23 protein-coding genes and 1 riboswitch are annotated in these 22,601 nt (G+C 70.4%); of the genes, 14 read left to right on the forward strand and 9 right to left on the reverse strand.

Features of this window, described 5'->3' with window-relative positions; genetic code table 11:
• The first annotated feature begins 46 nt into the window (after positions 1 to 46).
• On the forward strand, positions 47 to 817 hold the full coding sequence (locus AB0B50_RS12175) for an ATP-binding cassette domain-containing protein (protein ID WP_362329188.1): 771 nt from the start codon (positions 47 to 49) through the stop codon (positions 815 to 817).
• A 69-nt stretch (positions 818 to 886) separates the two neighbouring features.
• Here AB0B50_RS12175 and AB0B50_RS12180 read toward each other — a convergent pair whose 3' ends face one another.
• Positions 887 to 1,099: an EF-hand domain-containing protein gene (locus tag AB0B50_RS12180; protein ID WP_362329037.1), complete on the reverse strand. Its 213-nt coding sequence runs from the start codon at positions 1,097 to 1,099 to the stop codon at positions 887 to 889.
• An 81-nt stretch (positions 1,100 to 1,180) separates the two neighbouring features.
• Between AB0B50_RS12180 and AB0B50_RS12185 the strand changes: the two genes are divergently transcribed.
• Positions 1,181 to 1,879: a GNAT family N-acetyltransferase gene (locus AB0B50_RS12185; protein WP_362329039.1), complete on the forward strand. Its 699-nt coding sequence runs from the start codon at positions 1,181 to 1,183 to the stop codon at positions 1,877 to 1,879.
• On the opposite strand, the gene AB0B50_RS12190 is transcribed toward AB0B50_RS12185, so the two are convergent.
• From AB0B50_RS12190 to gcvT, 4 genes are all read right to left on the reverse strand, one after another.
• Entirely contained in the window at positions 1,866 to 3,236 is a 1,371-nt protein-coding gene (locus tag AB0B50_RS12190; RefSeq protein ID WP_362329041.1) for an L-serine ammonia-lyase, read from the reverse strand. The two genes, AB0B50_RS12185 and AB0B50_RS12190, sit on opposite strands and share 14 nt — an antisense overlap.
• Before the next feature lie 176 nt (positions 3,237 to 3,412).
• Positions 3,413 to 4,675 (reverse strand): serine hydroxymethyltransferase, encoded by a 1,263-nt coding sequence (gene glyA / locus AB0B50_RS12195; RefSeq protein ID WP_362329043.1) that lies wholly within the window; start codon positions 4,673 to 4,675, stop codon positions 3,413 to 3,415.
• A 23-nt stretch (positions 4,676 to 4,698) separates the two neighbouring features.
• Positions 4,699 to 5,076, reverse strand: a complete 378-nt coding sequence (gene gcvH, locus AB0B50_RS12200) for a glycine cleavage system protein GcvH (protein WP_362329045.1) — start codon at positions 5,074 to 5,076, stop codon at positions 4,699 to 4,701.
• 102 nt (positions 5,077 to 5,178) lie between these two features.
• Complete coding sequence (gene gcvT / locus AB0B50_RS12205; RefSeq protein WP_362329047.1) at positions 5,179 to 6,321, reverse strand: glycine cleavage system aminomethyltransferase GcvT; 1,143 nt, start codon at positions 6,319 to 6,321, stop codon at positions 5,179 to 5,181.
• Between the two features lie 148 nt (positions 6,322 to 6,469).
• Positions 6,470 to 6,577: riboswitch (glycine riboswitch) on the reverse strand.
• A 149-nt stretch (positions 6,578 to 6,726) separates the two neighbouring features.
• On the opposite strand from gcvT, the gene AB0B50_RS12210 reads away from it, so the two are divergent.
• The gene (locus tag AB0B50_RS12210) at positions 6,727 to 7,422 is read left to right on the forward strand and encodes an AAA family ATPase (RefSeq protein ID WP_362329190.1); all 696 of its coding nucleotides are present in this window, start codon (positions 6,727 to 6,729) and stop codon (positions 7,420 to 7,422) included.
• A gap of 131 nt (positions 7,423 to 7,553) precedes the next feature.
• On the opposite strand, the gene AB0B50_RS12215 is transcribed toward AB0B50_RS12210, so the two are convergent.
• Both AB0B50_RS12215 and AB0B50_RS12220 read right to left on the reverse strand, forming a co-directional pair.
• Positions 7,554 to 8,171 (reverse strand): hypothetical protein, encoded by a 618-nt coding sequence (locus AB0B50_RS12215; RefSeq protein ID WP_362329049.1) that lies wholly within the window; start codon positions 8,169 to 8,171, stop codon positions 7,554 to 7,556.
• Positions 8,172 to 8,247: 76 nt separating this feature from the next.
• The gene (locus AB0B50_RS12220) at positions 8,248 to 8,742 is read right to left on the reverse strand and encodes a hypothetical protein (RefSeq protein ID WP_362329051.1); all 495 of its coding nucleotides are present in this window, start codon (positions 8,740 to 8,742) and stop codon (positions 8,248 to 8,250) included.
• A gap of 194 nt (positions 8,743 to 8,936) precedes the next feature.
• Here AB0B50_RS12220 and AB0B50_RS12225 point away from each other — a divergent pair, with 194 nt between their 5' ends.
• The 8 genes from AB0B50_RS12225 (at position 8,937) to AB0B50_RS12260 (ending at position 18,760) form a co-directional block, all read left to right on the forward strand.
• Entirely contained in the window at positions 8,937 to 9,716 is a 780-nt protein-coding gene (locus AB0B50_RS12225) for an enhanced serine sensitivity protein SseB (RefSeq protein ID WP_362329053.1), read from the forward strand.
• Positions 9,717 to 9,887: 171 nt separating this feature from the next.
• The gene (locus tag AB0B50_RS12230; RefSeq protein WP_362329055.1) at positions 9,888 to 10,619 is read left to right on the forward strand and encodes an enhanced serine sensitivity protein SseB C-terminal domain-containing protein; all 732 of its coding nucleotides are present in this window, start codon (positions 9,888 to 9,890) and stop codon (positions 10,617 to 10,619) included.
• A gap of 326 nt (positions 10,620 to 10,945) precedes the next feature.
• Positions 10,946 to 11,950, forward strand: a complete 1,005-nt coding sequence (locus tag AB0B50_RS12235; RefSeq protein WP_362329057.1) for an ABC transporter permease — start codon at positions 10,946 to 10,948, stop codon at positions 11,948 to 11,950.
• 102 nt (positions 11,951 to 12,052) lie between these two features.
• Positions 12,053 to 13,807, forward strand: coding sequence for an ABC transporter substrate-binding protein (locus AB0B50_RS12240; protein ID WP_362329059.1), 1,755 nt, complete (start codon positions 12,053 to 12,055; stop codon positions 13,805 to 13,807).
• 133 nt (positions 13,808 to 13,940) lie between these two features.
• The gene (locus tag AB0B50_RS12245) at positions 13,941 to 14,942 is read left to right on the forward strand and encodes an ABC transporter permease (protein ID WP_362329192.1); all 1,002 of its coding nucleotides are present in this window, start codon (positions 13,941 to 13,943) and stop codon (positions 14,940 to 14,942) included.
• Positions 14,939 to 16,039 (forward strand): ABC transporter ATP-binding protein, encoded by a 1,101-nt coding sequence (locus AB0B50_RS12250; RefSeq protein ID WP_362329061.1) that lies wholly within the window; start codon positions 14,939 to 14,941, stop codon positions 16,037 to 16,039. Before AB0B50_RS12245 ends, AB0B50_RS12250 begins: the two co-directional genes overlap by 4 nt.
• A 23-nt stretch (positions 16,040 to 16,062) precedes the next feature.
• Entirely contained in the window at positions 16,063 to 17,253 is a 1,191-nt protein-coding gene (locus AB0B50_RS12255) for a dipeptide ABC transporter ATP-binding protein (RefSeq protein WP_362329194.1), read from the forward strand.
• A gap of 109 nt (positions 17,254 to 17,362) precedes the next feature.
• The gene (locus tag AB0B50_RS12260; protein ID WP_362329063.1) at positions 17,363 to 18,760 is read left to right on the forward strand and encodes a M1 family metallopeptidase; all 1,398 of its coding nucleotides are present in this window, start codon (positions 17,363 to 17,365) and stop codon (positions 18,758 to 18,760) included.
• Here AB0B50_RS12260 and AB0B50_RS12265 read toward each other — a convergent pair.
• On the reverse strand, positions 18,726 to 18,935 hold the full coding sequence (locus AB0B50_RS12265; protein ID WP_362329065.1) for a hypothetical protein: 210 nt from the start codon (positions 18,933 to 18,935) through the stop codon (positions 18,726 to 18,728). The genes AB0B50_RS12260 and AB0B50_RS12265 overlap by 35 nt on opposite strands.
• A 173-nt stretch (positions 18,936 to 19,108) precedes the next feature.
• Here AB0B50_RS12265 and AB0B50_RS12270 point away from each other — a divergent pair, with 173 nt between their 5' ends.
• The 3 genes from AB0B50_RS12270 to AB0B50_RS12280 all read left to right on the forward strand — a co-directional run bounded on the left by AB0B50_RS12270 (position 19,109) and on the right by AB0B50_RS12280 (position 21,783).
• The gene (locus AB0B50_RS12270) at positions 19,109 to 19,783 is read left to right on the forward strand and encodes a trimeric intracellular cation channel family protein (protein WP_362329067.1); all 675 of its coding nucleotides are present in this window, start codon (positions 19,109 to 19,111) and stop codon (positions 19,781 to 19,783) included.
• A gap of 59 nt (positions 19,784 to 19,842) precedes the next feature.
• On the forward strand, positions 19,843 to 20,721 hold the full coding sequence (locus AB0B50_RS12275) for a thioesterase family protein (protein WP_362329069.1): 879 nt from the start codon (positions 19,843 to 19,845) through the stop codon (positions 20,719 to 20,721).
• Between the two features lie 69 nt (positions 20,722 to 20,790).
• Entirely contained in the window at positions 20,791 to 21,783 is a 993-nt protein-coding gene (locus tag AB0B50_RS12280; protein WP_362329071.1) for a YafY family protein, read from the forward strand.
• Here AB0B50_RS12280 and AB0B50_RS12285 read toward each other — a convergent pair.
• On the reverse strand, positions 21,740 to 22,600 hold the full coding sequence (locus AB0B50_RS12285) for an alpha/beta hydrolase (protein ID WP_362329073.1): 861 nt from the start codon (positions 22,598 to 22,600) through the stop codon (positions 21,740 to 21,742). The genes AB0B50_RS12280 and AB0B50_RS12285 overlap by 44 nt on opposite strands.
• Between the last annotated feature and the right edge of the window lies 1 nt (position 22,601).

A 22,601-nucleotide genomic window follows, 5' to 3' on the forward strand; every position in this document is an offset into this window, starting at 1 on the left:
CGCCCCAGTTCCCGTCGCCGTCCCCGTTCCCGTCCCCGTCCCCGTCCTGCAGGCGGACGACGTCACCGTCGTACGCGAGGGGCGCCCCATCCTCGACGAGGTGAGCCTCACCGTCCGCCCCGGCGAGCACTGGGCACTGCTCGGCGCGAACGGCGCGGGCAAGTCGACCCTGCTCAGCCTCTGCGGCGCCGTCACCCACCCCACGCACGGCACGGTCGAGGTGCTCGGCCGCCGCCTGGGCAGCGTCGACCTGCGCGAACTGCGCGCGTACGTCGGTCATGTGAACCCGCGCCATGCGCCGCGCTCGCCGCTGACGGTCCGCGCGGTCGTCCTGACCGGGCTCACCAACAGCATCGAACCGGTGCCGCGGTGGCGCCCGACCGCGCAGCAGGAGGAGCAGGCCGACCGGCTGATCGCCCTGCTCGGCCTCGCGCACCGCGCGGACGCGCGCTGGCCCACGCTGTCCCAGGGCGAGCGCGGCCGCACCCTGATCGCGCGCTCCCTGATGCCGAGTCCGCGCCTCGTCCTGCTCGACGAACCGGCCACCGGACTCGACCTCGCCGGGCGCGAACGCCTCCTCGACAGCCTGGACACCCTGCGCGAGACCCACCCGGAGCTCGCCACCGTCCTGGTCACCCACCACCTGGAGGAGCTGCCCGCGGGCACGACGCACGCGCTGCTCCTGCGCGAAGGGCGCGCGCTCGCCTCCGGCGCCGTCGACGACGTACTCACCAGCGACCAGGTCAGCAAGTGCTTCGACCACCCCGTGCGCCTGGAGCGCACGGACGGGCGGTGGAGCGTGCGCGCCCGCCGCTGAGGGGACGGGACGGACGAGAACGCGAAAGGGGCCCGGCGCACCATGTGCGCCGGGCCCCTCCCTCTCCGCCTACTTGTTCAGGCTCGCCCAGAACTCGTCGAAGGAGAGACGCTTGTCGGCGTTGGTGTCCTTCGCGCTGATCACGGCCTCGGCCACCGCCTCGGTCTGGTAGAAGTCGCCCATCCTGGCCATGGCGCTCTTCCACTCGGCCGCCGTGATGAAGCCGTCGCCGTCCGCGTCGAACTGCTCGAACGTCTTGCGCGCTTCCTCGATGTCCGCCACCGGATCCACCCCTTCTTGGTGCACTACTGACGGGGGTTAGGGTAACGGCCGTTCGATGACCGGATCACAAGGAGTACGTCCATGGCCAGCACCTCTGATGCGCTGGGCGCCCTCCTGGAGGCGGCGGCCCGCGGCGACTTCCCTCCGCCGGACGGCAGTACGACCGTCGTGCCGCAGCCCAGCCACCGCGACGCGGGCGTGATCGCCTTCACAGCGCACTCCGTCGTCTTCACCGACGAGGACCCCGAGTGGGTGCGCGCCGCGCTCGCCTCGCTCGACTGCGACGCCCTCTCGGCCACCATGAACCCGCGCTTCCACAGCGCCTTCCTGGACCGTACGGGCCGCACGACCGACACCATCGACCTGCTGACGGTCGCCACCGCCCTGCCCGGCGCCCCCGACCCCGCCCTCGCCCTGCGCGAGATCGACGACCCGGACCACCCCCGCGTCTCCCGGGCCCGCGTGCGCCGGGACGACGTGCGCGTATGGGCGTCCGCCGGCGGCGGCGTGCTGGTCATCGGCCGAGGCGTCGCGGGCCGCTGGGAGGCCGCGATCGAGGTCGAGGAGGACGTACGCCACCGGGGACTCGGCCGCGCGCTGGCGAGCGCGGCCCGGCATCTCGTACCGGACGGCGACCTGGTGTGGGCACAGCAGTCGCCGGGCAACGCACGCAGCGTCCGGGTCTTCCAGGCGGCGGGGTTCCGCCCGGTGGGCTCGGAGGCGCTGTTCCTCGCGCCCGAGCCCCGCTACGACCAGGGGCGCGCCGTCAGCACTCGATGATGTTCACCGCGAGCCCGCCCCGCGCCGTCTCCTTGTACTTGACGCTCATGTCGGCGCCCGTGTCCTTCATGGTCTTGATGACCTTGTCCAGGGACACCTTGTGGGAGCCGTCGCCGCGCATCGCCATCTTCGCGGCGGTGACGGCCTTGACCGCCGCCATGCCGTTGCGCTCGATGCACGGGATCTGGACGAGGCCGCCGACCGGGTCGCAGGTCAGGCCGAGGTTGTGCTCCATGCCGATCTCGGCGGCGTTCTCGACCTGGGAGGGGGAGCCGCCCATGACCTCGGCCAGCGCGCCCGCGGCCATGGAGCAGGCGGAGCCGACCTCGCCCTGGCAGCCGACCTCGGCGCCGGAGATCGAGGCGTTCTCCTTGAAGAGCATGCCGATCGCGCCGGCCGCGAGCAGGAAGCGGACCACGCCCTCCTCGTCGGCGCCGGGCACAAAGTTCATGTAGTAGTGCAGGACCGCCGGGATGATGCCCGCGGCGCCGTTCGTGGGGGCCGTCACGACGCGGCCGCCCGCGGCGTTCTCCTCGTTCACGGCCATGGCGTAGAGCGTGATCCACTCCATGGCGCGGGCCTGCGGGTCGCCCTCGGCGCGCAGCTGCCGTGCCGAATTGGCCGCGCGGCGGCGGACCTTGAGGCCGCCGGGCAGGATGCCCTCGCGGGACATGCCGCGCGAGACGCAGGACTGCATGACGCCCCAGATGTCGAGGAGGCCCGCGCGGATCTCCTCCTCGGTGCGCCAGGCCTTCTCGTTCTCCAGCATCAGCGCGGAGATGGAGAGCCCGGTCTCGGAGGCCAGGCGCAGCAGCTCGTCACCCGTGCGGAAGGGGTGCTTGAGGACCGTGTCGTCGGGCACGATCGGGTTCTCGCCCTCGACGGCGTCCTCGTCGACGACGAAGCCGCCGCCCACCGAGTAGTACGTCTTCTCCAGGACGAGGGCGCCCTCACGGTCGTACGCGAAGATCGTCATGCCGTTGGCGTGGTACGGCAGGGCCTTGCGGCGGTGCAGGATCAGGTCCTCGTCGAAATCGAAGTCGATCTCGTGCATGCCGAGGAGGTTGATGCGGCCGCTGTTCTTGATCTCCTCGACGCGGTCGTCGGCGGATTCGACGTTCACCGTGCGGGGCGACTCGCCCTCCAGGCCGAGCAGGACGGCCTTGGGGGTGCCGTGCCCGTGGCCCGTGGCGCCGAGCGAGCCGTACAGCTCGGCCCGTATCGCCGTGGTGTGGGCCATCAGGCCCTCGTTCTTGAGGCGGCTCGCGAACATGCGGGCGGCGCGCATCGGACCGACCGTGTGGGAGCTGGACGGGCCGATGCCGATCGAGAACAGGTCGAAGACCGAGATGGCCACGGAACACTCCAAGGGTGGTTGGTAGACGCCGTTGTCTGCCGGGTGGTGCAGAGGTACAAGGCGGTGCAGGAACTACAAGAAGCGGTACGCGGTGCGGGGCACCCCGCGCACTGTCCTCACTGTCCAGTGTGCGGGGTGCCCCGACGTTTCGTACGTACGAACAAAAGCGTACGAAACTACTTCAGGCCGGGGTACAGCGGGTGCTTGTCGGCCAGAGCGGTCACGCGGGCCTTCAGGGCCTGGGCGTCGAAGCCCGGCTTGAGGGTCTCGGCGATGATGTCGGCGACCTCGCGGAAGTCGTCGGCCTCGAAGCCGCGCGTGGCGAGCGCCGGGGTGCCGATCCGCAGGCCCGAGGTGACCATCGGGGGACGCGGGTCGTTCGGGACCGCGTTGCGGTTGACCGTGATGCCGACCTCGTGGAGGCGGTCCTCGGCCTGCTGGCCGTCGAGCTCGCTGTTGCGCAGGTCGACCAGGACCAGGTGCACGTCCGTGCCGCCCGACAGGACGTCCACGCCGACGGCCTTCGCGTCGTCCTGCACCAGGCGCTCGGCCAGGATGCGGGCGCCGTCCAGGGTGCGCTGCTGGCGCTCCTTGAAGTCGTCCGAGGCCGCGACCTTGAAGGAGACGGCCTTGGCCGCGATCACGTGCTCCAGCGGGCCGCCCTGGAAGCCGGGGAAGACCGCGGAGTTCAGCTTCTTCGCGAAGTCCTTGTTGCGGGCCAGGATGATGCCGCCGCGCGGGCCGCCCAGCGTCTTGTGCGTGGTGGAGGTGACCACGTCCGCGTACGGCACCGGGTTGGGGTGCAGACCCGCGGCGACCAGACCGGCGAAGTGCGCCATGTCGACCCACAGGTGCGCGCCGACCTCGTCGGCGATCCGGCGGAACTCGGCGAAGTCCAGCTGACGCGGGTAGGCGGACCAGCCCGCGATGATCACCTTCGGGCTGTTCTCCTTGGCCAGGCGCTCGACCTCGGCCATGTCGACCAGACCGGCCTCGTCCACGTGGTACGCGACCACGTTGAACTGCTTGCCGGAGAAGTTCAGGCGCATGCCGTGGGTGAGGTGGCCGCCGTGCGCCAGGTCCAGGCCGAGGATCGTGTCGCCGGGCTGGGCGATCGCGAAGAGGGCGGCCTGGTTGGCGGAGGCGCCGGAGTGCGGCTGGACGTTGGCGTACTCGGCGCCGAACAGGTCCTTGACCCGGTCGATCGCGATCTGCTCGGTCACGTCCACGTGCTCGCAGCCGCCGTAGTAACGGCGGCCGGGGTAGCCCTCGGCGTACTTGTTGGTGAGGACGGTGCCCTGGGCCTCCATGACGGCCACCGGAGCGAAGTTCTCCGAGGCGATCATTTCCAGGGTGGACTGCTGGCGGTGGAGCTCGGCGTCGACGGCGGCGGCGACGTCCGGGTCCAGTTCGTGGAGAGGGGTGTTCAGAAGCGACATCACACGATCCCTATCGGTATGGGTCAGCCGGCGGTGAAGGCGGTGTACTCATCGGCGGAGAGCAGCTCGTCCGGCTCGTCCGTGATGCGCACCTTGAACAGCCAACCGCCCTCGAACGGGGCGGAGTTGACCAGCGACGGGTCGTCCACGACGTCCTGGTTGGCGGCGACGACCTCGCCGCTCACCGGGGCGTAGAGGTCGCTGACCGACTTGGTCGACTCCAGCTCGCCGCAGGACTCGCCCGCGGTCACCGTGTCGCCGACCCCGGGGAGCTGGGCGAAGACGACGTCACCGAGCGCGTTGGCCGCGTGCTCCGTGATGCCGACCGTCGCCACGCCGTCCTCGGTGGCCGAGAGCCACTCGTGCTCCTTGCTGTAACGCAGCTGCTGGGGGTTGCTCATGACGTGAATTCTCCTGTACGCGGGTGGGTGCTGCGGAACGAGAAAGATGTGCGGGGGGTCACTTCCGGGGCGTCCGGGACGGACGGCCCGGAAGCGACGCCGTCACTTCTGGCGCTTGTAGAACGGCAGCGCCACGACCTCGTAGGGCTCGTGGGTGCCGCGGATGTCCACGCCGACACCCGATGAGGACGCGGTACCGGGGGTCGCGTACTCCGCGTCGACGTACGCCATCGCGATCGGCTTGCCGAGCGTCGGCGACGGGGCGCCGGAGGTGACCTCGCCGATCACCTTGCCGTCCGCGACCACCGAGAAGCCCGCGCGCGGGACGCGACGGCCCTCGGCGATCAGGCCGACCAGCTTGCGCGGGGGAGCGGTCTCGGCGCGCTCGGCGGCGGCCGCGAGCGCCGCGCGCCCCACGAACGTCTCCGACTGCGAGGTCTTCTCGAACTTCACGACCCGGCCGAGGCCCGCGTCGAACGGGGTCAGCCCCGCGGTCAGCTCGTGCCCGTACAGCGGCATGCCCGCCTCCAGGCGCAGCGTGTCGCGGCAGGAGAGCCCGGCCGGCACCATGCCGACCGGCGTGCCCGCCTCCATCAGCGCGTTCCACAGCTTCTCCGCGTCACCGGGGGAGACGAACAGCTCGAAGCCGTCCTCGCCGGTGTAGCCGGTGCGGGCGATCAGCGCGGGGACGCCCGCGACGGTGCCGGGCAGGCCCGCGTAGTACTTCAGGCCGTCCAGGTCGGCGTCCGTGAGGGACTTCAGGATGCCGGGGGACTCGGGGCCCTGGACGGCGAGCAGCGCGTACGCGTCGCGGTCGTCGCGGACCTCGACGTCGAAGCTGTCGGCGCGGGCGGTGAGCGCGTCGAGCACGACCTGCGCGTTGGAGGCGTTGGCGACGACCATGTACTCGGGGGCCTCGGTCTCGCCGAGGCGGTAGACGATCAGGTCGTCCAGGATGCCGCCGTCCTCGGCGACGATCATGGTGTAGCGGGCGCGGCCGACGCCGATGGAGCCGATGTTGCCGACCAGTGCGAAGTTCAGGAAGTCCGCGGCCGCGGGGCCGGTGACGGTGATCTCGCCCATGTGCGACAGGTCGAAGAGGCCGGCCTTGGTGCGCACGGCGTTGTGCTCGTCGCGCTCGCTGGCGTACCGCAGCGGCATGTCCCAGCCCGCGAAGTCGGTCATGGTCGCGCCGAGCGATCGATGCACGGCATCGAGGGCGGTCAGACGGGGGGCAGTGCTCATGAAGGGAACTCCCAGGGCATGACGGGCGAGGTCGATCCTCCCCATCTGTCATCGGAACCTGAGAGGTTCGCTCGAGCGTCTCGTGATCCGGGACGCACGGCTTGCACCTTGGGTGGGACCGCCGGGGCGGCCCGCTTTTCAGATGTGCCTCGCCCGCGCGGTACGGGGCCTGAGAGATTCAAGGGAGGGACTTGCTCCTTCGGCGCCCCGGGCACGCGCTGCGTGCTGGCTCCGGGGACTCTCCCGCGCGGATTCAAACGGCCGGTATGGAGTTGGCGCGCACATCATTGCACGCGACCCTGTCCAGGGGGACCCGTGCCCGGTCACGGTTCGGGCGGCCCCGGAATGCTCTTGTGCCGCATTACCTTCTCTTTACACTTGCTGGGGAGGCAGTACGTGACCGCTATGGGGAGGCCGATCACGGTGCACAGCAGGACCAGTGTCTACGCCACTACCACGGGGGTGGCGCTGCCCGAGCAGGCCGCCGCCCCGGCCACGGAGAGCTGCGGTCCGCTTCCCCTGGCCGTCGTCCGCGACCTGCGGCAGCGGGCGGGACACAGCCCGCACCGCCTCACCTTCGCCGAGGGCGACCTGGTCGTCGTCTCCGGGCTGCCCGGCGGGGGCAAGTCGACGCTGATGCGACAGGCCGTCACGGGGCCGCGCATCGACTCCCAGGACACCCGCGACCGCTGGGCGGCCCGCATGCCCCGCCTTGTGCCGTACGCGGTCTACAGACCCCTGGTCCGCCTCGCGCACTACGCCGGACTGCGCCGCACCCTGCGCTCCGGGGTGAGCGTCGTCGTGCACGACTGCGGCACCCAGACGTGGGTGCGCCGCTGGCTCGCCCGCGAGGCCGCCCGGCGCGGCAGGGTCCTGCACCTGCTCCTGCTCGACGTCCCCGCGGACACCGCGCTGCAGGGCCAGCGCGAGCGCGGCAGGGGCGTGTCCCGGTACGCCTTCGCGCGGCACCGCAGAGTGATCGGCCGCCTGGTCGGCGCCGCCGAGCGCGGCGAGCTGCCACGCGGCATCGGCTCGGCGGTGCTGCTCGACCGCGCGGCGGCGCAGGTGCTGCGGGGGATCGCCTTCGACAGGGGCCGGTAGCGCGAGGGGGCCGGTAGCGCGAAGGAGCCCGCGCCATCCGTCGGCGCGGGCCCCTTCCGCGTACGTGTCCGCGTACGCGCACGTCACGCGTACGTCTCTGCATACGCGTACGTCTCCTCCGTACGGCTACGTCAGAACGGCAGCCCGGGGATCTTCGGCAGGCCGGGGATCGCCGGGACGGCCGGGGCCTGGGGCAGGCCGGGGATCGCCGGGACGGCCGGGGCCTCGGGCAGGCCCGGTACCTTCGGCGCCTCCGGCAGCTTCGGCAGCTTCGGCAGGCCCTCGGCCAGCTTGCCGAGGCCGACCTTGATGAGCAGGTCGACGGCGAGGTTCGGCACGGAGGTCAGGGCGGGCACGAGCTTGCCGAGGTCGGCCGAGAGCGCCGCCTTCATCAGCCCGTCCACCTCCGCCTTCAGCTTGGCCTCGGCCGCGACGACCGGGTCGTCGCCCTTGGGCTTGGGCTCCGGGTCGGCCGCGCGCACGGCGCCGACCGCCGAGAGCACCCGGTCCATGGCCGCGTCCACGGCGGCGCTGTGGGTCTCGTCGGCCGTGCCGTCCGCGCTGCGCGTGGCGAGCTCGTCGATGGCGGCGTAGAGGGCGTCGAAGCCCTGCTCGACCATGAGCGCGCGGTCCTCTGCGGTGCGCGAGACGGATGCCGCGGCGAAGGCGGGGGCCGCGGTCATGGCGACGGCGCCCGCGGTCAGGGAGACGGAGACGGCGAGGGCGGTGACGGTCCTGCTGAGTCGCATGGGAAGTCCTCTTCTCTGGTGTTCTCTGGTGTTCTCTGGTTGTTCTCTGGGGGGGGGCTCTGGGGTCTCTGGAGGTCTACTGCTGGGGGGATTGCGGGAGTTGTGGGGCCGTCGGGGCCTCGGGGGCCGGCGGCAGCGAGTCGATCCACTGGGTCAGGCCGACCGCGAACAGCAGGTCGTTCGCGGCCTTCGGCACGGTCTGCAGGGAGCCGAGGACCTTGATCCAGTCGCCCTCCGAGGCGGCCGCGACCAGGCCCTCGACCTCCTTCTTCAGGGCGGTCCGAGCGGCTCCGGCCCAGGTGCCGGGCTGCGCGGTGTCCGGAGTGGGCGCGCCGAGCAGGGTGTCGAGCTCGGCGCTGACCTTCGCCAGGCCGTCGGGGTTGATCCAGCCGCCGAAGGAGGTGTCGAGGAGGTACTGGCACGCCTCCAGGAGCGACTCCAGGTCCTGCACCGTGCGGGGCACGGCCGGTTCGGCGGGGCGCGCGGCGGCGGCCGGGCCCGCCGCCCCGAGCAGCAGGGCCCCGCAGAGGGACGCGCTGACGGCGAGCGAGGCGGTCCTGCGCGGTCTCATGAGCAGGGTCCTTTCGGCGGGAGGCGCGGCGTGCCAGAGGGGAGCGGCACTAGGGCCACCCTCGAAGCGGCGACTACAGCTCGCAACCAGACGGAAGCGGAGCGTGTCCATTCGGGTGCACGCGCCCGGCCTCCCGCCGCCCGGCGTTAGGGTTCGAGCCGCAGGCAGAGCGGTCGCGAGCAGGGGTTGGACAGATGGACTTTCCGGGGCAGGCACACGCCCATCCGTATGGCGGATGGCCGGGCAATGAACTCGAGGAGGTCCTCGCGGCCTCCCTCGGCGGCCCCGCGTCGGCGGGCGCCCGGATCGTGGAGGTCCTCGGCCGCAGCCGGATCTGGATTCCGCTGCCGAACGGCGGCGGCCCCGACAGCGGCACCCTGGACCTGCCGACCTTGGAGATCGAGGGTCAGGCGTACGTCCCCGTCTTCAGCTCCGAGCAGCAGTTCCGCCAGGCTCTCGGCGAAGCGGCGGACCGCATGGGGCACACCGTGGCGCCCGCCGTGGAGTTCGCCCGCGGCCTGCCGCCGCAGCTGGGCATCGCCCTGAACCCGGACGGCACCGTCGGCGTTCCGCTGCCGCCGCCCGCCGTCGCCGAGCTCGCCCGCGCCGGGCGCACCGAACTGGACGGGCCCACCACCGGCGGCCGCGTGCGCCTCTACGAGCCGGACTGGCAGGAGGACCCGGTGGACTTCCTGGCCGCCGCCGGTCGGGAGTTCGAGGCGGCGGGCGTCGTGCTCACCGCGCGCCGCTGCCTGGCGACCGTCGAGACGGACGACCCGACCCTCTTCGTCGGTGTCGAACTGTCCACCTGGGAGGGCAACGCCCGCGACCTCCCCATGGAGGCCCTCGGCCGCGCTCTGGGCCAGGTCCCCGCCCCGTGGCCGGTGAACCTCGTCCTGCTCGACGTGGCGCAGGATCCGGTGGGCGACTGGCTGCGCGCGCGGGTACGGCCGTTCTACGTCCGCGGGGCCTGAGGCGCCGTACGCCAAGTCCGTGCCAGGATCGCCGCTTAAGCTGGTTGCATTCCTTGGGTCATCGAGTTCGTCGTGAAGGGGCGGTTACGGGTGAGTGCGTCGGGCACGGCCGCGGGCGATGGGGTCTCCCCTGGTCGAGCGCAGTCGAGACCTGGGGGACAGGTCGAGCAGATGCTGCGCCAGGTGACGCCGGGGCGTTACGACGCGTACGAGGCGCTGCTGCGCGCGCTCGCCGGTGACCAGGTGTGGATGCTGCTCTGGCACGGCCAGTCCGGATCGCCCGACGCCCAGTACGGCAACATGGAGGTCGAGGGCCTCGGCTACGCCCCCTGCGTGACCTCCGCCCAGGAGCTCTCCGCCAGCGGCTGGAACCGCAGCTACGAGGTGGTGCGCGGCATCGACGTCGCCCGCACCCTCTACCCCGACCACTACGGCCTCTGGCTCAACCCGCACGCCCCGGGCGGCGGCGTCGGCATCCCCTGGCTCGATCTGCGCCGCATCGCCATGGGCCTGGACCTGCTGCCCGCGGGGCCCCTCAGGCTCTCCGACCCGATCATCGAAATCCCCCAGTTCTACGCCCTGTTGACGCAGAACGCGCACCGCACCCCCGCGGTGCGCTCGCTGCGCCGCGCCTGGGTGCAGCCCGCGCTCGGGGCGCCGTATCTGGCCATCGGCCTCGATGTGTACGACACGTCGCCGCCCTCGGTCGACGCGGTGCGCGCGATGATGCAGCAGTCCATCGCCGCGGTCCCGGACGGCCTGCCCGTCTCGACCGTCGCGATGTCCGACGACTACGACCCGGTCGCGATGTGGCTCCGCGCCAACGCCCGGCCGTTCTACGACCGCGAGGCCCAGGCGGCCCCGGCCCCCGCCGGCGGGTACGGCTACCCCGCGCAGTACTGACCGAAATTCGTCGCTCGGCACGGCACTGAGCAGCGTCGACGGACGTGATGTCCGTTGTGGTGCGGGTGGGGCCCTATGGGCTCCCGTGACTTCTTGCGCCCCAACTGCCCCGTGTTCGCCCCTCGTTCACCCGCGTCCGGATAACGGAACACCCCGATCAGCATCACGGTTGCGCATCCTTTCCCCCTCAAGCCTGGTAACAGATCGCGACGTGGATGAAGACTCCCGCTCCAGGGGCCTTCGCCCCTGTGTACGACGGACTGATCACGTCGCTACAGCGGCAAGTGCGGGCCGGTCACCACCGGTTGAGAGGGGTCCCTGCCACGATGACGGCACCATTGCATGACACACCTGCGGATGTGGACCCGACCGAGGACGTCGCTCCCGCAGTTGATGCAGGGGTGAAGAAGGTCGAGGGTCGGTCCCTCAAGCAGATCGCCTGGAACCGCCTGAAGCGGGACAAGGTCGCCTTGTTCGGCGGCTTCACGGTGCTGTTCCTGGTCCTTGTCGCGGTCTTCGCCCCCCTGATCGTGAGCCTGTTGGGCCATCCGCCCAACGACTTCCACCAGGACGAGCTGGACGAGCTGACCAACCTGCCCAAGGGCGCGTTCGGCGGCATGAGCAGCGACTTCCTCTTCGGGGTCGAGCCCAACAAGGGCCGCGACGTCTTCAGCCGCATCGTCTACGGCGCGCGGATCTCGCTCCTCGTGGCGTTCCTCGCGGCCATCGTCGCCGTCGCGCTCGGCACCCTCTTCGGGATCATCGCCGGCTACTTCGGCGGCTGGGTCGACGCGCTGATCAGCCGCGTGATGGACGTGCTGCTCTCCTTCCCGCAGCTGCTCTTCATCATCTCCCTGGTCTCCGTGCTCCCGGACGACCTGCTGGGTCTGACCGGCAGCAGCGTCCGCGTCGCGATCCTCGTCATGGTCATCGGCTTCTTCGGGTGGCCGTACGTCGGGCGGATCGTCAGAGGCCAGACGCTTTCGCTCCGTGAGCGGGAGTACGTGGAAGCGGCCCGCAGCCTCGGCGGCGGCAAGCGTCACATCCTGTTCCGCGAGCTGCTGCCCAACCTGGTCGCCCCGATCACCGTCTACGCGACGCTGATGATCCCGACCAACATCCTCACGGAGGCGGCCCTCAGCTTCCTCGGTGCCGGTGTGAAGCCGCCGACGGCGTCCTGGGGCGGCATGCTGCGCGACGCGCTCGAAACGTACGAGCACGACCCGATGTTCATGGTCTTCCCGGGCGTGACGATCTTCATCACCGTCCTGGCCTTCAACCTCTTCGGCGACGGGCTGCGTGACGCGCTCGACCCGAAGGGGACGCGCTAGAAGGCCTCAACTGGCTTGCCCCTGCCGCATGTCAGGTGGCTATACCGATGGTTCTCCGGCAGCTCAAGGCCAGGGACCGCGAAACTCGGAGGTTACGAGAAAATGCCCACAGTTTCCTCGAAACGTCGGCTCACCGCTGGTGCGGCCCTCGTCGTCGCGGCGCTGGTGACCACCACGGCGTGCGGCGGCGGTGACGGTGATGGCGACGACTCGAAGGGTGCCGGCTACAACGCGGCGCTCAACAAGATCGCCAACGCGTCCAAGAAGAAGGGGGGGACGCTGAAGATGGTCGGCAAGCAGGACCTCGACTCGGCCGACCCCCAGCGTGCCTACTACGGCATGTCGTGGGACTTCATGCGCTTCTACACGCGCCAGCTGATCTCCTACAACCCCGCCCCGGGCAAGGACGGCACCAAGCTGGTCCCCGACCTCGCCACCTCCACGGCGAAGATCTCGGACGACGGCAAGACCTACACGTACAAGCTGCGTGACGGCCTCACGTGGGAGGACGGCTCCAAGCTGACCTCCAAGGACGTCAAGTACGGCATCGAGCGCTCCTGGGCGACGGACACCATCACCGGTGGTCCGGGCTACATCCGCCAGGCGCTGGACCCCGACAAGAAGTACAAGGGTCCGTACAAGGACAAGGGCGGCCTGGACGCCATCGAGACGCCCGACGACCAGACCATCATCTTCAAACTGCCCAAGCGCAACGGTGACTTCGAGCAGTTCCTCGCGATGCCGTCCGGTTCGCCGGTCAAGGAGTCCAAGGACACCAAGGCGAAGTACACCGCGCGGCCGTTCTCCTCGGGCCCGTACAAGTTCGAGTCGTACAAGTCCGGCAAGAAGATCGTGCTGGTCCGCAACACGGCCTGGAAGAAGGCCTCGGACCCGATCCGCGCGGCGCTGCCCGACAAGATCGACGTGACGATCTCCGCCAACCTGGAGGAGAACGACAAGAAGCTGATGGAGGGCGACTACGACGTCGACCTCAACGGCACGGGCATGACCCAGTCCGGTCGCGTCACCGCCGTCTCGGACCACAAGGACAACGTCGACAACATGCACACGTCCTTCGTGCGCTACGTCGCCCTGATCCACACGGCCGAGCCCTTCGACAACGTCCACTGCCGCAAGGCCGTCTTCTACGGCACGGACTTCGAGAGCCTCCAGCGCACCCGTGGCGGCAAGGTCGCGGCCGGCGACATCGCCAACTCCACCTTCCCGGAGGCGATCCCGGGTCACAGCGACTACGACCCGTACGGCGTGCTGAAGCGCAAGGGCAAGCCGGACGTCGCCAAGGCCAAGGACGAGCTCAAGCAGTGCGGCAAGCCGAACGGCTTCAAGGCCAAGCTGACCGCCCGCAACAACAACCCGGGTGAGGTCGACGCCGCCGAGGCGCTGCAGGCCCAGCTGGAGAAGGTCGGCATCGACGTCAGCGTCGAGTCCCTGGACGGCGCCGACTCCGCCAGCATCACCGGTTCGCCCTCCGTCGTGAAGAAGCGCGGCTACAGCATGCAGATGAGCGGCTGGGGCCCGGACTTCCCGTCCGGCCAGGGCTACGCTCAGCCGCTGTTCGACAGCCGTTTCCTGATCGACAACGGCAACTACAACGAGTCGCAGATCAAGGACAAGAAGGTCGACGCGCTCTTCGACAAGGCGATCGCCGAGACCGACGCGACCAAGGCCGGCGAGATCTACAAGGAGCTCGACAAGCGGATCCTCGACCAGGCCGACTGGATGCCCTTCCTCTACGAGAAGAACATCACCTGGCGCGGATCGCGGCTGACCAACGCCTACATGTCCGACGCCTACAACGGCCGGTACGACTACGTCTCGCTCGGCGTCGTCAAGTGACCGACCAACGCCTGAACCGTAGTTGACCGTCCCACCGCCGCCGAATCCCGCCAGTCCGAAGGGCAGGTGATGGCCCCGGGCGATGGCCGGGACCCCTCACAAGGGGGCCCCGGCCACCGCCGGGCCGCGCACAGTGCTTGCTTATCTCATCCGGCGCCTGATCGCCGTCATCATCATGGTGCTGGTCGTACTGCTCGCGACCTTCACCATCTTCTTCATGCTGCCCAAGTGGGCGGGACAGGACATCGCCGTCCTCTTCGCCGGCAAGGCATCGGGTGCCGAGCAGCTCGAGGGCATCCGCGTCAAGCTGGGACTGAACGACCCGCTGCTCGTCCAGTTCTGGGACTTCATCAAGGGCATCCCGATGGGCCGTGACTACGTCAACGGCTCCGACGTCACCCACTGCCCGGCCCCCTGCTTCGGCTACTCGTTCCGTACCGAGGCGCCGGTCTGGGAGACCCTCAAGGACGCCCTGCCCGTCACCTTCGCGCTCGCCGCCGGAGCCTGTGTGCTGTGGCTCGCCGGCGGTGTCATCACCGGCGTGATCTCTGCCCTGCGCCGGGGCACGATCTGGGACCGCGCCGCCATGACCACCGCGCTCGCCGGTGTCTCGCTGCCCGTCTTCTTCACCGGCATGATCGCGATGGGCATCTTCGTGCACAGCCTCGGCTGGGTGAAGATCGCCGACAGTCTCAGTACCGAGGATCCGATCAACATCTGGTTCGAGACGCTGATCCTGCCGTGGATCGTCCTGGCGTTCCTCAACGCCGCCATGTACGCCCGGCTGACCCGCGCCACGATGCTGGAGGTCCTCGGCGAGGACTACATCCGCACCGCGCGCGCCAAGGGCCTCGGTGAGGGCGTCGTCATCCGCAAGCACGCGCTGCGCTCCGCGATGACGCCGATCCTGACCGTCTTCGGACTCGACCTCGGCGTCCTGATGGGCGGCGCGGTGCTCACCGAGTCCACGTTCAACCTGCCGGGGCTCGGCCTCGAGGCGGTCAAGGCCATCAGCAGCAAGGACCTGCCCGTCATTCTTGGTGTCACCTTGTTCGCGGCGCTTGCGATCGCCATCGCCAACCTCGTCGTCGACCTTCTGTACGCCGTCATCGACCCGCGAGTGAGGCTGGGATGACCGAACTGTCCAAGAGCGGAGCCGCGGTGGGCGAACCCGTCGCCGCGAACTCGCCCGCTCCCTCCGCCTTCCTCGAGGTGCGCGACCTCAAGGTGCACTTCCCGACCGACGACGGCCTGGTCAAGTCCGTCGACGGGCTCAACTTCACGCTGGAGAAGGGCAAGACCCTCGGCATCGTCGGCGAGTCGGGATCCGGCAAGTCGGTGACCTCGCTCGGCATCCTCGGCCTGCACACCGCGGGCCAGTACGGCTCCCGGCGGGCGCAGATCTCCGGCGAGATCTGGCTGGACGGCAAGGAGCTGCTGAGCAGCGCCCCCGACGAGGTCCGCAAGCTGCGCGGCCGCGAGATGGCGATGATCTTCCAGGATCCGCTCTCCGCGCTGCACCCGTACTACTCCATCGGCAAGCAGATCGTCGAGGCGTACCGGGTCCACAACGACGTCGACAAGAAGACCGCGCGCAAGCGCGCGATCGAGATGCTCGACCGGGTCGGGATCCCGCAGCCGGACAAGCGGGTGGACTCCTACCCGCACGAGTTCTCCGGCGGCATGCGCCAGCGCGCGATGATCGCGATGGCCCTGGTGAACAACCCCGAACTGCTCATCGCGGACGAGCCGACCACCGCCCTGGACGTGACCGTCCAGGCGCAGATCCTCGACCTGATCCGGGATCTGCAGAAGGAGTTCGGCTCCGCCGTCATCATGATCACGCACGACCTGGGCGTGGTCGCCGAGATGGCGGACGAGCTCCTGGTCATGTACGGCGGCCGGTGCGTCGAGCGCGGCACCGCGGAGAAGGTCTTCTACGAGCCCCAGCACCCCTACACCTGGGGCCTGTTGGGCTCGATGCCGCGCATCGACCGCGAGGAGACCGACCGGCTCATCCCGGTCAAGGGCTCCCCGCCCAGCCTGATCAACCTGCCGAGCGGCTGCGCCTTCAACCCGCGCTGCCCCTACGCGGACATCCCCAAGGATCAGATCACCCGTCGCGAGCGCCCCGAACTGCGTGAGGTGGCCTCCGGTCACTTCTCCGCCTGCCACATGTCGCAGGAGGAGCGCACCCGGATCTGGACCGAAGAGATTGCGCCGAAGCTGTGAACGATGACGTGAAGGGCCGCGAGATGACGATCCCGGCGCAGACGAAGAGCTCACCCGAGCCGCTGCTCAAGGTCGACGGCCTGGTGAAGCACTTCCCCATCAAGAAGGGGCTGCTCCAGCGCCAGGTCGCCGCGGTCCAGGCGGTCGACGGACTGAGCTTCGACGTGCGCCCCGGCGAGACCCTCGGTGTGGTCGGCGAGTCCGGCTGCGGCAAGTCGACGATGGGCCGGCTCATCACGCGACTGCTCGAACCGACCGGCGGCCGCGTGGAGTTCGAGGGCACGGACATCACGCACCTGAACACCGGCGGGATGCGTCCGCTCCGCCGCGATGTCCAGATGATCTTCCAGGACCCGTACTCGTCGCTGAATCCCCGGCACACCATCGGCACGATCGTCGGCGCGCCCTTCAAGCTCCAGGGCGTCAAGCCCGAGGGCGGCGTGAAGAAGACCGTGCAGGAGATGCTGGAGCGCGTCGGGCTCAACCCCGAGCACTACAACCGCTATCCGCACGAGTTCTCCGGCGGCCAGCGCCAACGCATCGGCATCGCACGGGCGTTGGCCCTGCGGCCCAAGCTGGTCGTGGCGGACGAGCCGGTCTCCGCGCTCGACGTGTCCATCCAGGCCCAGGTGGTCAACCTCCTGGACGACCTGCAGGACGAGCTCGGTCTCACGTACGTGATCATCGCGCACGACCTGTCGGTCATCCGGCACGTCTCGGACCGCATCGCGGTGATGTACCTCGGCAAGATCGTGGAGCTGGCGGACCGCAAGGACCTCTACTCCACGCCGATGCACCCGTACACCAAGGCGCTGCTGTCCGCCGTGCCCGTGCCCGACCCCAAGCGGCGCGGCACCAAGAGCGAGCGCATCCTGCTCCGCGGCGACGTCCCCTCGCCGATCGACCCGCCCTCCGGCTGCCGCTTCCACACGCGCTGCTGGAAGGCGACGGAGATCTGCAAGACGAAGGAGCCGCCGCTCGTCGCGCTGGCCACCGGGCACCAGGTGGCGTGCCACCACCCGGAGAACGCCGAGGACCAGGCGCCCGAGGACACCAAGCTGCTCTCGGTGGCCAAGGAGGCGATCGAGGTGGTGTCGGTGGCGACGAAGGCGGACGAGACGGCGGCGGAGGCGGAGGCCGTGGAGGCCGGCGCGAAGCCGGAGCCCGCGTCGGACGTGACGAAGGGCAAGGGTCAGAAGTCGACTGACGAATAAGGCAAGTTGACCCGGGCAAAGTACGCGTCCGGGGTCATGTACATGCCCTAGCGGGAGAGTGCAGAGTCTGCGTGTCCGTCACACCGGAACGCGTTCGAGGGGAAGACTCATGGCACTCTCCCGTTCGGCACGTCTGGGGGCGCTCGCGACCGCGGCGCTCTCCTTCTGTCTGATCGCCGCGGCCCCGGGACCCCGTCCCGGCTCCGACGGCGTCGGCGACCCGTACTTCCCGCAGCTCGGCAACGGCGGCTACGACGTACGCCACTACGGTCTCGACATCGCCTACGACCCGGACACCGACCGCCTGGACGGCCGCACCACGATCACCGCGCGCGCCACCCAGAACCTGTCGTCCTTCGACCTCGACCTGCAGAAGCTGACGGTCACCGGGATCGAAGTGAACGGCAGACGGGCCCGGTTCACGCGCGCGGGCGACGAGATCCGCATCACGCCGCGCGAGGCCCTGCGCAAGAACAAGAACTTCACGGTGACCGTCACCTACGGCGGCGTGCCCGAGCCGCTCAGCGGCCCCATCGTCTTCGGCTCCGACTACGGCTGGATGAAGACCCCCGACGGCGTCTTCGTCGCCTGCGAGCCGAACGCCGCCTCCACCTGGTTCCCGTCCAGCGACCACCCCTCCGACAAGGCCCCCTTCGACATCCGCATCACGGCACCCAAGGGGCTGACCTCGGTCTCCAACGGCCGCCTCGTCGGGACGTACGACAAGGGCGGCCGGACCGTCGCGCACTGGCGCTCGACCAAGCCGATGGCGACCTACCTCGCGACCGCCACGATCGGGAAGTTCGACGTGCGGACCGGCAGGACCCCGGGCGGGACGCCCATCTACGTCGCCATGGATCCGACGCTGCCGACGAGCGACGTCGACGTGTACGGCATCACGGCCGAGGTCACCGACCACTGGTCGAAGGTCTTCGGCCCGTACCCCTTCGAGGAGACCGGCGCGATCGTCGACGACATGCCGCAGGCCGGTTTCTCCCTGGAGACCCAGACCAAGCCGGTCTACTCGGCCGTGCGCTCGGAGAACACGATCGTGCACGAGATCTCCCATCAGTGGTTCGGTGACTCCGTGTCGCCCGCGTCCTGGAAGGACATCTGGCTCAACGAGGGCTTCGCGACGTACGGGCCCTGGCTGTGGGGCGAGCACAAGGGCCGCACCACGGCGCACGACGCCTTCCGCGCCGCCTACGACGCCCGCCCGGCCGACTCCGCCTTCTGGCAGATCACCGTCGGTGACCCGCAGCGCGACACGATGTTCGCCTCGGCCGTCTACCAGCGCGGCGCGATGACCCTTCAGGTGCTGCGGGAGCGCATCGGCGACAAGGACTTCTTCGAGCTCCTGAGGGCCTGGGTGAAGCAGCACCGGTACGGCAACGCGAACACCGCCGACTTCGTGCGGCTCGCCGAGAAGGTCTCCGGCGAACAGCTCGACGAACTCTTCGACACCTGGCTCTTCACGAAGGGGAAGCCGGCGCTTCCCGCGCGGTGATCCGCCAGGCGCCGACCTCGCGGTACGCCGAGTCGTACACCGCCTCGCCGTCGCCGGGCTCCAGGGCGTAGTGCCCCAGGTTCCCGCCCCAGTACCGCAGGATCCGCCCCAGCTCCTCGGCGGCCTTCCCCTCGAAGGCCGCCTCACCCATGTCGACCTCAAGCACGAACTTCATGTCCCGCACTCCTTCGGTGTCTGTGCCATTCCCTTCCTTCGACTTTCTCATTGAAGTGCTTATTGGGACTTTTCCCGGGGTGAGGCCTGCTTGGTGGCCCTTCTCGGCGCGAAAGTCTCAACTCCGGGTGGCGGCAACGCAGGGCCCGTGCCGCGCGCGGGTAAGAATGGCGCGTGCTCCAGGATCTGTTCACGCCCTCCGTCCAGCACGCGCTCGACATCGTGGGGATCTTCGTCTTCGCGATCTCCGGCGCGCTGCTCGCCGTGCGCAAGAACTTCGACGTCTTCGGCATCGCCGTCCTCGCCGAGGTCACCGCGCTGGGCGGCGGACTCTTCCGCGATCTGGTCATCGGGGCGGTCCCGCCGGCGGCCTTCACCGACCTCGGCTACTTCATCACCCCGCTGTTCGCGGCCGCGCTGGTCTTCTTCCTGCACCCGGAGGTGGAGCGCACCCAGCTCGCGGTGAACGTCTTCGACGCGGCGGGCCTCGGCCTGTTCTGCGTCACGGGCACGACCAAGGCGTACGACTACGGCCTCGGCCTCACGCAGTCGGTGGCCCTCGGCCTCGCCACCGCGGTGGGCGGCGGTGTGCTCCGCGACATCGTCGCCAACGAAGTGCCCTCGCTGGTGCGCTGGGACCGCGACCTGTACGCGGTGCCCGCCATCGTGGGCGCCACGATGGTCGCCCTGTGCATCCGCTACGAGCAGCTGACGGCGTTCACCACCGGCCTCGCGATCGTGACGGCGTTCGTGCTGCGCCTGCTCGCGATGCGCTACCACTGGCGGGCGCCGCGGGCCTGGAACCGGCGGTCCACCGCGGTGGAGGCGGAGGCGGAGGAGACGCCGTAGGGGGACCGGGGCGACAGGAAAAGCTACCGCTCAGTAGTTTCCTGTTGTACGTTGCTGGCATGGCAACGGCAGCATCGCAAGCATCGATACCCGCATCGATACCCGCCCGCATCGGCGACAGCGAGTTCGACCGCGACACCGCGGTCGTCCGGCGTGAGCCCGGCGTCTACGACACCGAGCTCTCCGCGGGGTGGACGATCATCAGCGCCGTCAACGGCGGCTATCTCCTCGCCGTCATCGGCCGCGCGCTGGCCGACGCCCTGCCGCACGGCGACCCGTTCACGATCTCCGCGCACTACCTCACCGCGTCGAGCCCTGGACCCGCCGTGATCCGCACCGACGTGGTGCGCGGCGGCCGCTCCCTGTCCACCGGGCAGGCCTCGCTCTTCCAGTACGACGAGGAGGGCCGCGAGGTCGAGCGGATCCGCGTGCTCGCCTCGTACGGAGACCTCGACGCGCTCCCCGAGGACGTCCGCACCACCGCGGTGCCGCCCGCGATCCCACCGCTCGACCAGTGCTTCGGCGCGCAGGACGCCCCCGACCACCGCCCCGTGCCCGGCAGTTCGGCCATCGCCGACCGCCTCTTCCTCAAGCTCGACCCCGCGACCCTGGGCTGGGCGCTCGGGCAGCCGTCCGGCAAGGGCGAGATGCGGGCCTGGTTCGGCCTGGCCGACGGCCGCGACGCGGACCCGCTGTCGCTGCTGCTCGCCGTCGACGCGCTGCCGCCGACCGCCTTCGAGATGGGCCTCACCGGCTGGGTGCCGACCGTGGAGCTGACGGTCCACGTCCGCAGGCGCCCGGCCCCTGGCCCGCTGCGCGTCGCGATCACCACGCGGAACCTCGCGGGCGGCTTCCTGGAGGAGGACGCGGAGGTCTGGGACAGCGAGGACCGCCTGGTGGCGCAGTCGCGGCAGTTGGCGCGGGCGCGCCTGGGCTGACGGTCCCGCCGCGGGGCGCGCGCCGGGGCGCGGCTCCTGGGCGGATGGGAGGTGGGGGATCCTGGGCGGGTGAAATCCGACCGGCTGCTCTCGATCCTGCTGCTGCTCCAGACCCGTGGACGCGTCCCCGCGCACGAGCTCGCCGAGCGGCTCGAGGTGTCCGTCCGCACGATCTACCGGGACGTCGAGGCCCTGTCCGCCTCCGGTGTCCCGGTCTACGCCGAGCGCGGCAGGCACGGCGGCATCGAGCTGCTCGCCGGGTTCCGCACCGACGTGACGGGGCTGACCGCGGACGAGTCGCGGGCCCTGTTCATCCTCGCCGCACAGGGCGCGCACGCCGCCCTCGGCCTGGACGACGCGCTCGGCTCCGCGCTGCGCAAGGTCATGGCCGCGCTGCCCGAACCGCACCGCCCCGCCGCCGAGTTGATGAGCCGCCGCGTGCTCGTCGACTCGGCGCGCTGGATGCCGGGGGCGCGCGAGGCGGCTCCGGCCGCCGTGGACCTCGACGCCCTGCAGGACGCCGTCTTCTCCGACCGGCGGCTGCGCCTGAGCTACCGGCACGGCGGCGACGCGGCGCCGAGCACCTACACCGTGGACCCCTACGGCCTCGTGTCGAAGGCGGGCGTCTGGTACCTGGTCGCGGACCGGCGCGGCGCTCCCCAGCTCTTCCGCGCCGACCGGGTGCGCTCGGCGACCGTCACGGACACCCCCGTCAAGCGCCGAGCCGGAGTCGAACTGGCCGATGTCTGGGGCGTGTTGAAGCGTCAGGTCGAAGACCGTCCGGTCGGCATCGAAGTGACGGCACGCGTGGCGCGCCGCCGCTTCCAGCTGTTCCTGCGGCTCCAGGGGCAGCACCTTGCCGGCCCCTTCGAGGACGACGGGGAGAGCGAGCGGATCACCGTCCGCCTCGGGTTCGGCGTCGTCGGCGAGACCCGCACGCTGCTGCCGTTCGGCGCCGATGTCGAGGTGCTCTCGCCGCCCGAGGTGCGCGCGGAGCTCGCGCGGGCCGCCGCGTCGGTCACGGAGCTGTACGGAGCGGGTCCCGCCGCAGGAACCGGCTGAGCTCGCCGGTGAGTTCGGCGGGCGCGTCCTCCTGGACGAGGTGTCCCGCGCCCTCGATCAGACGCAGCTCGGAGCCGGGGATCGCCTTGTGCAGTTCGTGGCCGCGCGCCACCGGGATCCAGGTGTCGTCGGTGCCCCAGCAGATCAGCACGGGCAGCTCCAACTCGCCGTACCTGCCCTGGATCTCGTCGGTGAAGCGCTGGTCGTTCTGCTCGATCTGCCGGTAGAAGGCGGGCCTGCCCTCCTCGGTGCACCAGGGCGCCACGAGCCGGTCGAGCACCGCGGGGTGCAGTCCGCGGTGGCTCGCGGAGCTCACGTACTCGCGTACGAGCGCCTCGTGCAGGGCCGGCGGCAGCTGCCCGAAGACCTCGGCGTGCGCGCCGAGCAGCCGGTAGGCGGGGGAGCCCCAGGGGGCGAGGGCCACCGGGTCGACGAGGGCGAGGCGGCCGTAGCGGGCGCCGTGCAGCAGGTGCGCGCGCAGGGCGACGCAGCCGCCGAAGTCATGGGCGACGACGGCGGGGTCCACCAGGCCCCAGTGGTCGAGCAGCTCGGTGAGCACACGGCCCTGCGCGGCGAGCGAGACGTCCTGCCCCTGCCGCATCTCCGAGGCGCCGTATCCGGCCAGGTCCCATACGTACACGCGGTGTTCGCGGGCCAGGGCGCGGGCGGCGCCGCGCCAGACGTACGACGAGAAGGGCGTGCCGTGGACCAGGACGACGGGCGGGGCGTCGGCGGGGCCGAGGGCGGCCCATCGGACGGTCCCCGACGAGCTGGGGAAGGAGTGGTCGAGGGGCCAGGTGCCACGGGCATCGGTCATG

The sequence above is a fragment of the Streptomyces sp. NPDC041068 genome, assembly GCF_040647455.1.
Taxonomy (GTDB): Bacteria; Actinomycetota; Actinomycetes; order Streptomycetales; family Streptomycetaceae; genus Streptomyces.